General features: G+C 42.0%; 11 protein-coding genes. All 11 read right to left on the bottom strand.

Annotation, left to right across the window (positions count from 1 at the left end; genetic code table 11):
- Positions 1-112 precede the first annotated feature (112 nt).
- Positions 113-2,209 carry an LTA synthase family protein gene (locus tag KHQ31_RS01165; protein ID WP_213409198.1) on the bottom strand — a complete coding sequence of 699 codons (2,097 nt, stop codon included), beginning with the start codon at positions 2,207-2,209 and terminating at the stop codon, positions 113-115.
- A 90-nt stretch (positions 2,210-2,299) separates the two neighbouring features.
- On the bottom strand, positions 2,300-3,322 hold the full coding sequence (locus KHQ31_RS01160) for a lysylphosphatidylglycerol synthase transmembrane domain-containing protein (protein ID WP_213409197.1): 1,023 nt from the start codon (positions 3,320-3,322) through the stop codon (positions 2,300-2,302).
- 2 nt (positions 3,323-3,324) lie between these two features.
- Positions 3,325-4,347 (bottom strand): glycosyltransferase family 4 protein, encoded by a 1,023-nt coding sequence (locus tag KHQ31_RS01155; RefSeq protein WP_213409196.1) that lies wholly within the window; start codon positions 4,345-4,347, stop codon positions 3,325-3,327.
- Positions 4,340-5,584, bottom strand: coding sequence for a glycosyltransferase family 4 protein (locus KHQ31_RS01150; protein ID WP_213409195.1), 1,245 nt, complete (start codon positions 5,582-5,584; stop codon positions 4,340-4,342). The genes KHQ31_RS01155 and KHQ31_RS01150 overlap by 8 nt, the downstream gene beginning before the upstream one ends.
- A gap of 109 nt (positions 5,585-5,693) precedes the next feature.
- The gene (pyrE, locus tag KHQ31_RS01145) at positions 5,694-6,338 is read right to left on the bottom strand and encodes an orotate phosphoribosyltransferase (RefSeq protein WP_213409194.1); all 645 of its coding nucleotides are present in this window, start codon (positions 6,336-6,338) and stop codon (positions 5,694-5,696) included.
- Positions 6,331-7,056, bottom strand: a complete 726-nt coding sequence (gene pyrF, locus KHQ31_RS01140) for an orotidine-5'-phosphate decarboxylase (RefSeq protein WP_213409193.1) — start codon at positions 7,054-7,056, stop codon at positions 6,331-6,333. Before pyrF ends, pyrE begins: the two co-directional genes overlap by 8 nt.
- A gap of 34 nt (positions 7,057-7,090) precedes the next feature.
- A complete protein-coding gene (gene carB / locus KHQ31_RS01135; RefSeq protein ID WP_213409192.1) occupies positions 7,091-10,270 on the bottom strand; it encodes a carbamoyl-phosphate synthase large subunit in 3,180 nt (1,059 codons plus the stop codon).
- Entirely contained in the window at positions 10,263-11,345 is a 1,083-nt protein-coding gene (locus KHQ31_RS01130; protein WP_213409191.1) for a carbamoyl phosphate synthase small subunit, read from the bottom strand. Before KHQ31_RS01130 ends, carB begins: the two co-directional genes overlap by 8 nt.
- Before the next feature lie 10 nt (positions 11,346-11,355).
- The gene (locus tag KHQ31_RS01125) at positions 11,356-12,636 is read right to left on the bottom strand and encodes a dihydroorotase (protein ID WP_213409190.1); all 1,281 of its coding nucleotides are present in this window, start codon (positions 12,634-12,636) and stop codon (positions 11,356-11,358) included.
- Complete coding sequence (locus tag KHQ31_RS01120; protein WP_213409189.1) at positions 12,636-13,532, bottom strand: aspartate carbamoyltransferase catalytic subunit; 897 nt, start codon at positions 13,530-13,532, stop codon at positions 12,636-12,638. Before KHQ31_RS01120 ends, KHQ31_RS01125 begins: the two co-directional genes overlap by 1 nt.
- A 463-nt stretch (positions 13,533-13,995) precedes the next feature.
- Positions 13,996-14,313, bottom strand: a complete 318-nt coding sequence (locus KHQ31_RS01115; RefSeq protein ID WP_213409188.1) for a hypothetical protein — start codon at positions 14,311-14,313, stop codon at positions 13,996-13,998.

Raw genomic sequence — 14,313 nt, 5'->3', positions numbered from 1 at the left:
TATTATAGATTGAAACGCCAAATGTCAACAATATTTGCAAAAAAAATAAACCAATTTGCGATTTGCAAATTGGTTTATCACTTATTACTATATAAGGGTTTAAAAACAAGTGTTACTTGCTGTCCTTAATTGTTTGTGGCTTACCACCTAATTCCGGTGCATCCGTCTTATATGGTGTTGTCTTTCCCTTGTTCTTCTTCATCACAGTTGGATGATCTTCTTCTAGTTTCTTCAACTTATCCATTGTTGCGTCTACCTTATATGAGTAATCGCTTGGCTTAATCGCTGAAAAATCTTTCAAAGAGTGGAAACGAAGTAGGTCACTTGTTTGCACTGCGTCTGAATTTGTTAGCGTTTGATCCACATGTGATTGAATCTTCTTTACTTCTTCTTTCAACTTAGCATTGTTATCTGGGAAGATTTCCTTTTGTGTGCGCATATCGTAATACTTGCTTCCACTACGTAGGTACTTATCTGTTGCCCAATTTCCATTACGGAAAGTCACAATTTGCTTATTATCCTTGGCCAACATGTCTTGCCCGAAGATAATATTATCCTTAGTTGATTGTCCAAGTAAGTGCATAACCGTTGGCATGATATCAATTTCCCCACCATAAGTGTGGTCTTCATATCCCTTTAGTCCCTTAGCATGCATCATGAATGGGACTTTTTGCCAATTCATTAAGTCCACATCATTTACTGAGTCTTTACCTAGCAAGGTCGCAATAGCTGCTGGGTGGTTTTCAGAAATACCGTAGTGATCACCATACAAAACTAGCAATGTATTATCGTACAGTCCTGAGTCCTTCAAGTATTGTAAGAATTCACCGAAAGCTTGGTCCAAGTAGCGTGCTGTTTGAACATAACCATCTACAGTCTTTGAACCAGTATTTGTCTTCTTAATTGAAATATTTTGGTCATCAAAATCATATGGGTAGTGATTTGAGACAGTAATAATCTTTGAATAGAACGGTTGTGGCATTTGGTCCAAGTAACCAGCCGTTTCCTTTAGGAACAACTTATCCTTTAGACCATAACCATAGTTATTCTTTTCATCTTCTGCATACTTGTAAAATGGCTTACTAAAGAAGAAGTCGTAACCCCATGACTTGTATGTGTTATCACGGTTCCAGAAACTAGCTCCAGCGCCGTGGAATGATGCAGATGTGTATCCTTCTTTACCTAACAGACCAGGTACGGCTTGGAATGTATTGGTTGTTCCATAGTTAACCATCGCTGAACCAGAAGCTGTTCCAAACAAACCTGTTTCTAGCATCATTTCGGCATCAGCAGTCTTACCTTGTCCAACTTGGTTATACACATTATCAAATGCTAATGTTTGTTGGTCATGGTAGAACTTATTTAGATTAGGCGTTACTTCTTCCCCATCCACTTTGTAATCAATCAAGAATTGTTGGAATGATTCCAAGTGGAACATAATCACGTTCTTTCCCTTGGCCTTACCAAAGTATTCTGGATTAGGTGTTGTTTGGTTACTCTTTACAAATGCTTCTACTGGTTCTAGATCGGCTTCCTTGGCTTTATTACGAACCTTGGCTGTTTGTTGTGTCTTGTAAATGTTGTAGGCTGCATATTCGTTCAAACCTAGGTACTTAACAATGTAATTATTGTCAAAAGTACGTGTCAACAAACCAGAACGGTCCTTTTCAGCCAAACCGTATCCAGCAAACATCAAGACAAATCCCAACACAGTCGTCGCTAGTGATGCACGTAAACGTACACGGACATGATCAATCTTAATCACATGGAATGCTAGCAATGCAATTAAGATAATAATGTCTGCAAAGACCAAGAAGTCAGATACTTTAATCAATCCACCTAGTGCTTTTGACAAGTTGTCCCCAGCTGATCCACCAGACGTCATAATGTTCATTGACAAGAAGTCTGAGAATTCACGGTAGTACAACATGTTTGAGAACAACCAAATTGATTGGATTAAGTTCATCAACAGCATAATCCAGTAAGCAACCTTACCGCGGAAGTATAGTCCAATACCAATTAAAATAATTGCTGTTGGAATCGGATTAAAGAATAGCAAAAATTGCTGTGTTGGTCCTGCTACCCCTAAAGAAAAGTTTTCATTGTATGACCAGTATGTCTTTAGCCACACCAAGAAAACATTTAGGATAAAGAATCCCATGGTTGTTGTTAATACACCGCGCTTCAGCGCTGCTCCAACCTTTTTCATGATGATATACCCCATTTATTTTTGTTTATTTATTAAAAAAGCCGTGCTCCAATATTCAATTGTAACAACGGCGTATTAATCGAACCTAAATTAGCGCTGGTTTTGCGCCTTTTGACGTGTTGTTGGAATCCCAAATGCAACCACACCGGCAAACATACCGAAGTAGTACGTAATTAGACGCCACAACAGCATGGCCAACATCAACTTCGCATGTGTTGGTAGGAATTGTTGGAACAAAACCGCAAACCCAACTTCTGCGCCCCCTGATCCACCCGGAATTGGGAATAATGAAATGACCATTACAATTAAGATGTGTAGAGCCAAAATTAAAATAATATCCACATCTTGCGCACCTAGTGCTAGCAAAATGAAGTATGGAATCATGTAATAGAACATCAATTGGATAAATGTAATGATTGATGCCCCAACGACATAGCGTAAGTTAGCCTTCATGACCAAACTTTCTTGATGAAATCCTTCGATTTGTTCATCAACCGATGGACGCCATTCAGCAGCCTTAGTTTTTGAGAACACACCAATAAGCTTAAAACTCACGGCAACGAGCCAGTTAGTTAGTCGTGGTAAAAACATCAGTGCCAATAAAGCTGCGACAACGATGACGTGCATACCAAATCCAAACCAGACAATTGTTGACCAATCTTGCAGCTTATCGTGAATATATTGATATCCCACAATTAACGCCAAGATAAAGTTTACAACAATCATTCCTTGGTAGATGATGAACTTCATTGTCAAAATTGAACCCGCTTTACCGGCATCAATTCCCGCTTGCATCAATGCAATTAATTGCATCGGTTGCCCACCACTAGCAAATGGTGTAATCCCATTTCCTAGTTGTTCAACCATTGGGACACGAATGGCATCACGCCATGATAATTTTTGTCCTTCTTCGTCAATGAACAGCTTGACTACGGCTGCTTCAAGCAGCAAGTAGGCTAACATGCACAACAATGCCACCAACAACCACCATAGATTTGCTGATTGCATATCCAGCATAAACTGATGCAAACTAATATCACGGAATGACCATGCAAAAATCAAAACACCAAATAACAACATCACGACAAAAATAGTTAAATTACGGCGTGACATGTTTATACCTCTTGCTTTTGTTCTGCATAAAACTTTAGCCAAATTTCAGCAACATTAGCTTCAGAATAACGATCAGATGCAGCCAAAGCTTCTTTAGATAGTTCTGCAGAAAAATCAGCATCTTCGGATAGACGTTGTAATGCATCTTGCATCCCCGGACGCCCATCAGCTGGCACATAGTATCCATCCAAAATTGCACGATACAAATCGATATCACGCAAAACCGTTGGTGTCCCTGTACTAAAGGCTTCAAGTGCTGACATAGGGAATAGTTCAGTAAAACTAGGCAACAAGAACACATCTGCCGCATTGTAGTACTTGTTCATCAAGCTTCGATCAACGATTCCTGGGAAGTGTAGATTAGCTGGTGGATTATCCACTACCTTCTTCAATTCTTCATATCCAGCGGTCATTGCGCCGAATGAGAATCCGCCTGCCCAAATAAAGTGCCAGTTAGGATTTGCTTCAGCTAAGGCAATAAAATCCCAGATACCCTTACGTTCTTGAACTTGACCAACACCCAAGATAACAAATGCATCTTGTGGAATGTCTAATTCTTCCCGAACAGTTACCTTTTCTTCAGCTGACATTGGATAAAATGTTTCCTTAGCCACGAAGTTAGGGATGTATGTGACACGCTCACGCTTTACACCCAAATCAACTAACTTATCGATAAAGGTTGGGTTAACGACTACCAAATGATCCATACGCTTGTAAAAGGTCATCAAGTACCAGTAGAAAATTTTCTTAATTGGTTTAGGAAGCTTAATTGAGTCTTCCAATGTTTCAGGAATAAAGTGTACATAACCCAACTTACGTCCACGCTTTGGCAAGAACGTACTTAAGAAGTATTGCAAATTAATCGTATGGTAATGACTAATATCAGCTGACTTTAGGGTATTAAATTGCAGCTCTAGTTCTTCTGGGAACTTACGTTGCAACAAATTCACGAGTTCACGGTAAGCAGACCCAACCCCTTGACCTGGAACTGTTTCTGCCGCTGAGAACATTGTAATCTTAATCATTTGAGTCTCTCCTAAAAGGATGCAAGAATGAACGTGCGTATTCGGCATCGTCATCATCTTCTTCATCAGTTTCTGCTTCCGCATGGTATAGCGAGAAGGCAAATTCGTAAAAGTCGTTAATACGCTTTCCGAATGTACGCTCGTCAATTTCGTGTAGTATTTCAGCGCGACTCTCAGGATTCCCCACAGTCTCACCTTGTTGCTTAGCACATAGGTAGCGCACAATTGGTTCAATCATTTCTGATCCATCATCAACCAGCGTTCCGATATTGTCATCAACCACGATTGTATCCATGTAGTCACTGTGCATCGCCACAACTGGTGTATCGGCCGTAATCGCTTCGATAAATGTTAATCCTTGCGTTTCAGACGTTGAGGCTGAGACGAATACATCACCTAAGCGATAGTAGCCGTAGACGTTATCATGGTTCACCTCTCCAACAAAGATAACTGAACTGGCGACACCAATTGCCTCAGCATGATCCTTCAAAGATGCCATGGCAGGTCCATTACCAACAATAACGAATACTGCGTCGGGAACATCCTTCAACACTTCAGCGAAGACTGATAGTGCTTGATCAATATTCTTTTCAAAGGCTACACGACCAATTGACATTAGTACTGGTGTATCTTGTGCCAACCCTAATTCTGAACGTAGTTCATCACTGTTGTCTGTTGCTTGGTTATGCGCCACTTTTACTCCAGTTGGAATAATTTCAATAGGGGCTTTTACCTTATACTTTGTTAGCGTATCAAATGTTTGTTGTGACGGAGAAACAATCGCCGTCATACTGTTCAAGAAGTATCGTGCAATCAATGCCACATCCGCCGGACGAATCAAACGACCATTCGCAACATAATGCAAATAGTCTTCATAATTTGTGTGGAATGTGTGTACCACTGGAATCTTTAATTGACGGGCAACAAACTTCCCAATTAGGCCCAAAGAAAATTCAGTTTGTGTATGTACCAAGTCCAATTGTAACTTCTTGGCAATTTGTAATGCTTGGAAGCCACCACGGTAAGTAATACGTCGATCTTTAAACCCAATAAAAGGCATACTTGAAAAACGGTAAATATGTGGTTCAATTGTTGGCTTTTTAACCTTTGGATCAGTAGATGTAAAGATGTACACCTCGTGCCCCTTCGCTTCCAGTTGCTCTTTTAATGTCTTGATTGACGTCGCTACCCCCGACACTTGTGGAAAGTAGGTATCTGTAAACAATCCAATTTTCATCACTAGGCACCTTTCATAAAAAAATAATATTCCTTTCATTTTAACAAGAAAGAACATGCATTGTAAATTTAACCATTAAAAAAAGACGCTTTTCAGCGTCTTCTTAAAATTATGCTTGGTGTGCATCACTCCATGCACGTGGGTTTTTACGCCATTCAGTTAATGTTGCCATTTCATCAGGTGTTAATTGACCCTTTTCACCAGCAACTGCAACTAATTCTGCATATGTTGTTAATGGTGCAAATTCAGTGTTGGCAGCAGCAAAGTTTTCATCTGCAGCAGGCAATCCATAAGAGAAGATTGATACCACACCGTCAACAGCCGCCCCTGCTTTGCGTACTGCTTCGACTGACCCTAAGACAGAACCTCCAGTTGAGATTAAGTCATCAATCAAGACAACACGACTGTTTTCATCAACACGACCTTCAATTTGATTTCCAGCCCCGTGATCTTTTGGCTTTGAGCGAACATAGATCATTGGCAATCCCATCACTTGGGCAACCCAGGCCGCGTGTGGAATTCCCGCAGTTGCAACCCCACCAATTACATTGGCTTCTGGGTACTTTTCACGAATCAATTTGGCCAATCCTTCTGCGATTAAATCACGTACCTCTGGATAGCTAATCGTTTGACGATTGTCTGTATAGATTGGGCTCTTTAATCCAGATGCCCAGGTAAATGGTTCATTTGGTTGGAATTTAACTGCTCCTATTTCTAACAATGAACCCGCGACTGCTTGTTGATAATTAACCATGTTTAACCCCCTCAAATCCTTTAACCACTAGTTGATATGCATTAACCGGCTGACTGGCTTGCGTAATTGATCGCCCAACTACCAGACCATCCGCTGTTTTTTCAGCCGCACGTTCTGGCGTCATCACACGACTTTGATCACCTTGACTATCTCCAGCCAAACGAATTCCCGGTGTAATTGATAAGAAATCATCCCCTACAGCATCATGAATCATTTGTGATTCAAACGCTGATGAAATTGTCCCATCAATACCCGCACTCTTTGCTAGCTTAGCGAGGTGCACCACTGAATCATTCAATGACGCAGTTACCATTTGTGTTTCTTGCATTTCGGCTTCACTAAATGATGTTAATTGCGTAATTGCAAGCAACTTAGGTGGCGTCACTCCCAATGTACGCGCACCCTCATTTGCTCCAGCTACCGCTGCTTCCATCATTCGCTTTCCACCCGCTGCATGAACCGTCAAATAATCAACATCTAATTTCGCCAAATTTTTCACTGCTTGGCCAACGGTATTTGGAATATCATAAAGCTTCAAATCTAGAAAGACCGTAAAGCCGGCTGCTTTAAGATCCTTTACTAAATTTGGTCCTTCTGCATAAAACAATTCCATCCCAACTTTTACAGCTGGTCGATTGTCCGTTGGAAATGCAGACAAGAAGTCCCACATTTCATCGGCAGTTGGAAAATCTAACGCAATAAAAATAGGTGTTGTCATGACTTTTCCTCCAGTTAATTCTTACAACATGTTCTTATGCCATTGGGTTGACATCAAAAGCACGTGCTTCTAGCACATGCAACAAAGCGTCGACTGTGTCGAAGTTTGTAAATAGTGGTACTGCATTTTCGATGGCTGCATTACGAATCATTAGTCCGTCGCTATCTGCGGCTTCGTCAGCCTTAGTTGTGTTGATTGCTAGTTGCAAGTTTCCATCGCGCATTGCTGTCACTGCATTGTTATCTGATTGTCCAATCTTATCCAATACTGTGACACGCAGGTTGTTGTCAGCCAAGAAGTGCGCTGTTCCTTCAGTTGCCACAATTTGGAAACCAAGTGCATTAAAGCGCTTAGCCAAGTCCAAAGCTTCTTCTTTACCGTCATCGGCAATTGTGAACAAAACATTTCCGAATGTTGGAATCTTTGTGCTTGCTGCTTCAAAGGCCTTGTACAACGCCTTAGCATAAGTGCTATCAGATCCCATAACTTCACCAGTAGACTTCATTTCAGGTCCAAGCAATGAGTCAACCATTGGCAACTTTGTGAATGAGAAGATTGGCGCCTTAACGTGGACATTTTCGCTTTCAGGCACAACCCCAGTAACCAATCCTAAGTCTGCTAGGCGTTGTCCCAACATACCCTTTGTTGCTAATTGTGCTAGTGGTAGTCCTGTCACCTTTGAGATGAATGGTACTGTACGTGATGCACGTGGGTTAACTTCGATAACGTATGCTGTGTCATCGTGGATAACGAATTGCACGTTCATCAATCCGACTGTCTTCAATTCCTTGGCCAAAGCGATTGACGCTTCAACCATTTCATCCTTAACCTTTTGTGACAAAGTTTGTGTTGGGTAGACTGACATTGAGTCACCTGAGTGCACTCCTGAACGTTCAATGTGCTCCATGATTCCAGGAATAACCACTGTTTCACCATCTGACAAAACATCCACTTCTGCTTCATCTCCAACTAGGTATGAGTCAATCAAGACTGGATGGTCGTTAGATACTTGTACCGCACGGTGCATGTAATCTTCTAATTCAGCTGAATTTCCAACAATTTCCATCGCACGTCCACCAAGCACGTATGAAGGGCGAACCAAAACTGGGTAGCCAATTTCATCTGCTGCAGCTAGCGCACCTGGGATTGTTGTTGCGGTCTTTCCACTTGGTTGCGTTAGAGCTAAACGCTTAATCACTTGGTCAAATTCTTCACGATCTTCAGCCTTGTCCAAGTCAGTCACTGTTGTTCCCAAGATTTGAACACCACGTTCTGCCAATGGCGCAGCCAAGTTGATAGCTGTTTGTCCACCAAATTGCACAACAACACCCTTTGGTTGTTCTAAATCAATGACGTTCATAACGTCTTCGATTGTTAGTGGTTCAAAGTAAAGCTTATCTGAAACTGAGAAGTCAGTTGAAACCGTTTCTGGGTTTGAGTTCATGATGATTGCTTCGTAACCCATTTCTTGGATTGCCTTAACTGCGTGAACAGTTGCATAATCAAATTCAACTCCTTGCCCGATACGGATAGGTCCTGAACCTAGTACCAAGACGCTTTCGCGTTCTGAACGTACTGATTCTGTTTCCTTTTCGTATGTTGAGTAGTAGTAAGGTGTTTGTGATTCGAATTCCGCCGCCACAGTGTCTACCATCTTGTAAACTGGCATGATGCTGTGTTCTTGACGCAAAGCCTTTACGTCATCCCCTGACATGTTCCAGAATCCACCGATTGTTGCGTCGGCAAATCCGTTCTTCTTAGCCAATTCCAATGTGTCTGCATCTGCGACATTTTCAGTCAAAGCTTGTTCGATTTCAATAATACGTACTAGCTTGTCCAAGAAGAAGAAGTCAATCTTTGTACGATCATGAATTGTTTCTGGTGTTGTCCCACGACGTAGCAATTCAGTAATCATGAACAAACGATCATCACGCGCTGGCATTAGTAGGTCTAGCAATTCTTCTGTCCCTACTTCTTCAAAGCGCATATCGTCCATTCCTGTCACACCAATTTCTAGTGAACGAACAGCCTTGTTCATGGCTTCTTCGATGTTACGACCGATGGCCATAACTTCACCAGTTGCCTTCATTTGTGTTCCTAGATGACGATCAGCTGATTGGAACTTGTCAAATGGCCAACGTGGAATCTTAACGATCACGTAGTCCAACGCTGGTTCTAGTTCAGCCTTTGTTGTCCCTGTAACAGGGTTCATGATTTCATCTAGTGTCAAACCAACTGCAATCTTAGCTGCCATCTTCGCAATTGGGTAACCAGTTGCTTTTGAGGCTAGCGCTGATGAACGTGACACACGAGGGTTAACTTCGATGATGTAGTACTTCATTGATTCTGGATCCAAAGCCATTTGGATGTTAACGCCACCTTCAATCTTCAAAGCACGGATAATCTTCAAAGCTGCATCACGCATCATTTGTAGTTCAACGTCTGAAAGTATTTGAACTGGTGCTACAACGATTGAGTCACCGGTGTGCACACCGACTGGATCAAAGTTTTCCATTGAGGCAACGATCAAGGCGTTGTCAGCACGGTCTCGCATAACTTCAAATTCAATTTCCTTGAACCCAGCGATTGAGCGTTCAATCAACACTTGTGTTACTGGTGACAATTCCAACCCAGTTTCAGCAATTTCTAGCAATTCTTCACGAGTAGCCGCGATACCACCACCAGTTCCTCCTAGTGTGTAGGCTGGACGAACGATAACTGGGTATCCGTTCCCTTCAGCGAAATCAACCGCTTCTTCGATTGTTGTGGCGATTGTTGATTCAGGAACTGGTTCGTTCAAACGTTCCATCAAAGCCTTAAATTCTTCACGGTCTTCCGCTTCTTCAATGGCTGACAACTTTGTTCCCAACAATTCGATCCCTAGGTCAGCCAAGATACCTTCTTCAGCCAAATCCTTAGCCATGTTCAAGCCTGTTTGTCCACCTAGCGTTGGTACGATTGCGTCTGGGCGTTCCTTACGCAAGATACGTTCCAAGAATTCAAGTGTTAGTGGTTCGATGTACACTTGGTCTGCCATTTCAGTGTCCGTCATGATTGTTGCTGGGTTTGAGTTAACCAAAACAACTTCATAGCCTTCTTCCTTCAAAGACATTACCGCTTGTGTTCCTGAGTAGTCAAATTCGGCTGCTTGTCCGATCACAATTGGTCCTGAACCAATTACCAAAATCTTGTTAATATCTGTACGCTTAGGCATTGTTTGCTTCCCCCTTGTCAGCTGCAATCATTGTTAAGAAATCATCGAATAGGTATTCAGCATCATGTGGTCCAGGCGCTGCGTCTGGGTGGTATTGTACTGAAAAGGCTGGTCGATTTGTCAAACGAATTCCTTCAACTGATCCATCATTAATTTCAACTTGTGTTACTTCTAGGTCTGTTCCTACCAATGAATCTGCATCAACTGCATATCCGTGGTTTTGAGATGTAAAGTCTGAACGTGAAAGTCCAATTGTCTTAACCGCGTGGTTAAATCCACGGTGTCCAAACTTCATCTTGTATGTCTTTGCGCCGTTGGCAAGGGCAAATAGTTGGTGTCCCAAACAAATTCCCATCAAAGGCTTAACGGCTTGCAATTCGCGAATAACTGGCAAAATGTGTGCGACATCTTCTGGGTTACCAGGTCCATTTGACAGTAGAACACCATCCGGGTTAACAGCCAGCACTTCTTCTGCTGTTACTGTTGAAGGGAAAACAATCACGTTTACTTGACGCTTAGCCAATGCACGCAAGATTGAGTTCTTCAATCCGAAGTCAATCAACGCAATTGTTGGTCCCATGTTGGGGTTAACGTATGGCTTCTTTGTTGAAACTTCCGCAACTTGTTCGTTTGTTAGGACTGCTTGGCTCAGTTCAGTTACTAGGTCTGTTGTGACTTCATCAACGATCGTCGCCTTCATAACACCTGAGTCACGCAATTCCTTTGTTAGGGCACGTGTATCAATCCCTGTAATTCCAGGCAAGTCATTACGTTCTGCCCATTCGCTAATTGACATTTCTGAACGCCAGTTCGAAGGACGGCGTGCAATTTCGTGCGTTACAATCGCTGTTGCGGCTGGTGTGAATGATTCGAAATCGTCACGGTTAATTCCGTAGTTCCCAATCAATGGGTATGTGAATGTCAAAATTTGTCCCTTGTATGACAAGTCCGTGATTGATTCTTGGTAACCTGACATCCCTGTATTAAATACTAATTCCCCAACGACGGATTTCTTTGCCCCAAATCCTTCTCCTGCATATACTGACCCATTTTCTAATACGAGATAGCGCTTCATGTTTTTCCCCTTAATTTGCTTGATAGACAACTTCACCGTTTACGATGGTTGTTGTTGTTTGTCCGTAAATTTCTTCCCCGATAAATGGTGTGTTAACACCCTTTGATACAAATTCATCTGCTGTGATGGTGTGTGCTGTATCTAGATCGAACAATGCTAAGTTTGCACGTTCACCAACTGCAATTTTTGTTGGTGCATCTAAATTAAATTGCTTTGCTGGCCCACTTACCATCCACTTCATCACATCAGCTAACGTTGCGATACCTGAGCGAACGAAGTGTGTGTAGATTAGTTGGAAACTTGTTTCAATTCCTGTAATCCCAAATGCTGCGCCGATAAAGCTGCGTTCTTTTTCTTCAACTGAATGTGGTGCATGGTCAGTCGCAATCATATCGATTGTGCCGTCTAGCAATCCAGCAATCACACCTGAGCGATCATGCATGGTACGTAGCGGTGGGTTCATCTTGAATAATGCATTGTCACCATCAATATCTGTTTCATCTAGTAGTAGATGATGTGGTGATACTTCAGCGGATACCTTCACCCCTTGTTGCTTAGCGATACGCACCAACTCAACTGAATCTGCGGTTGACAGGTGGGCAACGTGGTAGTGCACGCCTGTTGCCTTTGCCAATACTAGATCTCGCGCTAGTTGTGATGACTCAGCCAATGGATCAATTCCTGGTAGTCCCAATTCTTCAGATCGTTCTCCCAAGTTCATCACGCCACCGTTCATCAATGACTCATCTTCTAGATGCGCAACTAGTGGTAAGTCTGCTGCTGCCGCTAACTTCATGGCATCTCGCATTGTTGCAGCTGTTTGAACACCCTTACCGTCATTTGTGAATGCGACAGCGCCGGCTTTTGCCAATCCTTCCATTTCACCAACTTCATCCGCCGTTAGACCAGCTGAGATGGCCGCATATTGTTCAATGTTCACAACGCCGTTTTTCTTGTTCAAGTTTTGAACTTGTTCAAATGCTTCTACCGTGCTTGGCACTGGGTTCAAGTTCGGCATTGCTGCGACTGTTGTAAATCCCCCACGAGCAGCGGCGTATGATCCAGTAGCAATTGTTTCTTTATATTCAAACCCTGGTTCGCGGAAGTGAACGTGAATGTCAATTAGACCTGGTGTCAGCAAGGCTCCCTTTGCATCCAATACCTTGTCTGCCTTAACTGTCAACTTTGGTGCAATTTCAGCGATACGTCCATCACGAACCAAAACATCGTTTTGCGTTAAATCGTTGTTTGCCACAATTAGTTGGGCATTCTTAATTAGTAAACTTGTCATTATGCATCCCCCAATGAGCTCAAGATGGCCATGCGTGCGTATACACCGTTTGTCATTTGCTTAAAGATTCGTGACTTCTCGGCTTCAACCAATTCATCCGCGATTTCAACGTCGCGATTAACTGGCGCTGGATGCATGATAATCGCATCGGCCTTTAGTTGATCGTAACGTGCTTGATTCAACCCGTGATTGCGGTGGTAGTTTACTGCTGAGAAATCTACATTTTCCATATCCGCTAGTCGTTCGTGTTGAACACGCAGGAACATCACAACGTCTTGTTCTGCTAGCCCTTCATCCAGTGGTGCGTATGCGCCAAATTGGTCAAAGTCAGCTGGGTACCATTCTTCTGGTCCACTGAAGCTGACTGTTGCTCCCAAGCGCGTCAAGATTTCAGCGTTTGAGCGCGCAACACGTGAATGTGCCAAATCTCCAACGATACGAATGTTCAATCCTTCAAAGCGACCATATTCTTCGTAGATTGTCACAAGATCTAGCAAACTTTGTGATGGGTGTTGGCCGTTTCCGTCTCCTGCGTTAACTAGGTGTGGCATCAAGTCTGATTGTTCTTCAATCAATGGTTGGTACCAGTCGTTCATGCTGTGACGAATAACAACTGTATCTACCCCGACCGCACCTAGAGTCTTTAGCGTGTCCATCAAACTCTCACCTTTTTGCGTTGAACTCGTTGATGGATTGATATGTACTTGTTCCCAGCCCAAGTTAAGTTGCGCAACTTGGAAACTCGTTTGTGTACGCGTTGAATTTTCAAAGAATAGATTTGCAACCAAACGTCGTTCTTGTTTCGGTTCCTTACCTGCCTTATAAGCTAGTGTTAGATCAATCATGTCGCGGATTTCTTGAGTTGTTAAGTCATTTAAGTTCACAAAGTTTTGCATGCCTGCCTCCTGGTATAGAAAAAGCCCTACGAATCAATGTGATCCGCAGGGCTTTCGACAAATACTGTGTGGAAAAAGAGTACATAGCGTTCTTGTTTCCCATTTGCTGAAGCCACCCTTGCGAATCTCTCTGGATTCAATCTTAAAAGGTGTTTCGTTGTTAAAAATATTGTAGCACAGCCATTTTACTTAGTAAACATTTTTGTAAAACAAATAAACCTGTTAAACGTTTTACTAAAAGATATTTAGTACTTATATTGAGTCACGTCCTATTTAACAACTAACTTCGTCTTATTTTTTCAACTTATAACGCTAAATTGAGTACTATTACATGTCATTACATTCTAAATGGATATATTTAAACTTATATTATGCACAAAAAATTTCATATGCACTATTTACTCTTCATTGATAGAACAAATAAAAAAACACCGGTAAAAACTTTACCGGTGTTTTACTACTATTAACTAACGTTATTATCAGAAATAATTTGATCCACTAATTCAGAGATTTCATCTGTCTTAGTCCACTCTTGATATTCAGGAATGGCTACTTGCGCGGGAATATCAAAATTTTCATTCACATAGCGTTCATACTTTTCAACACTTGTAGAATGCGGAATATTAATCTTTAGAATTCGGACTGATTTAATCATCCCTTGTTCTGCTGCATATTCTGCTTGTCCATTGTGTAAAAGATTCCCAATTTCCTTATATGTTGAACCATCGTTACGTGTGATTTCTTCAATAATATCAAACGTTTGATAATTTTCTGCGTCCAT

The sequence above is a fragment of the Weissella ceti genome (assembly GCF_018394055.1).
GTDB lineage: Bacteria > Bacillota > Bacilli > Lactobacillales > Lactobacillaceae > Weissella > Weissella ceti.
Note: the sequence above shows the minus strand (reverse complement) of the source record. Positions and strands in the feature narration are given on the sequence as shown.

Excerpts from the sequence above, each read along its gene's own strand:
- KHQ31_RS01165 (WP_213409198.1), bottom strand. The coding sequence starts at position 2,209 with ATGAAAAAGGTTGGAGCAGCGCTGAAGCGCGGTGTATTAACAACAACC.
- KHQ31_RS01160 (WP_213409197.1), bottom strand. The coding sequence starts at position 3,322 with ATGTCACGCCGTAATTTAACTATTTTTGTCGTGATGTTGTTATTTGGT.
- KHQ31_RS01155 (WP_213409196.1), bottom strand. The coding sequence starts at position 4,347 with ATGATTAAGATTACAATGTTCTCAGCGGCAGAAACAGTTCCAGGTCAA.
- KHQ31_RS01150 (WP_213409195.1), bottom strand. The coding sequence starts at position 5,584 with ATGAAAATTGGATTGTTTACAGATACCTACTTTCCACAAGTGTCGGGG.
- pyrE (WP_213409194.1), bottom strand. The coding sequence starts at position 6,338 with ATGGTTAATTATCAACAAGCAGTCGCGGGTTCATTGTTAGAAATAGGA.
- pyrF (WP_213409193.1), bottom strand. The coding sequence starts at position 7,056 with ATGACAACACCTATTTTTATTGCGTTAGATTTTCCAACTGCCGATGAA.
- carB (WP_213409192.1), bottom strand. The coding sequence starts at position 10,270 with ATGCCTAAGCGTACAGATATTAACAAGATTTTGGTAATTGGTTCAGGA.
- KHQ31_RS01130 (WP_213409191.1), bottom strand. The coding sequence starts at position 11,345 with ATGAAGCGCTATCTCGTATTAGAAAATGGGTCAGTATATGCAGGAGAA.
- KHQ31_RS01125 (WP_213409190.1), bottom strand. The coding sequence starts at position 12,636 with ATGACAAGTTTACTAATTAAGAATGCCCAACTAATTGTGGCAAACAAC.
- KHQ31_RS01120 (WP_213409189.1), bottom strand. The coding sequence starts at position 13,532 with ATGCAAAACTTTGTGAACTTAAATGACTTAACAACTCAAGAAATCCGC.
- KHQ31_RS01115 (WP_213409188.1), bottom strand. The coding sequence starts at position 14,313 with ATGGACGCAGAAAATTATCAAACGTTTGATATTATTGAAGAAATCACA.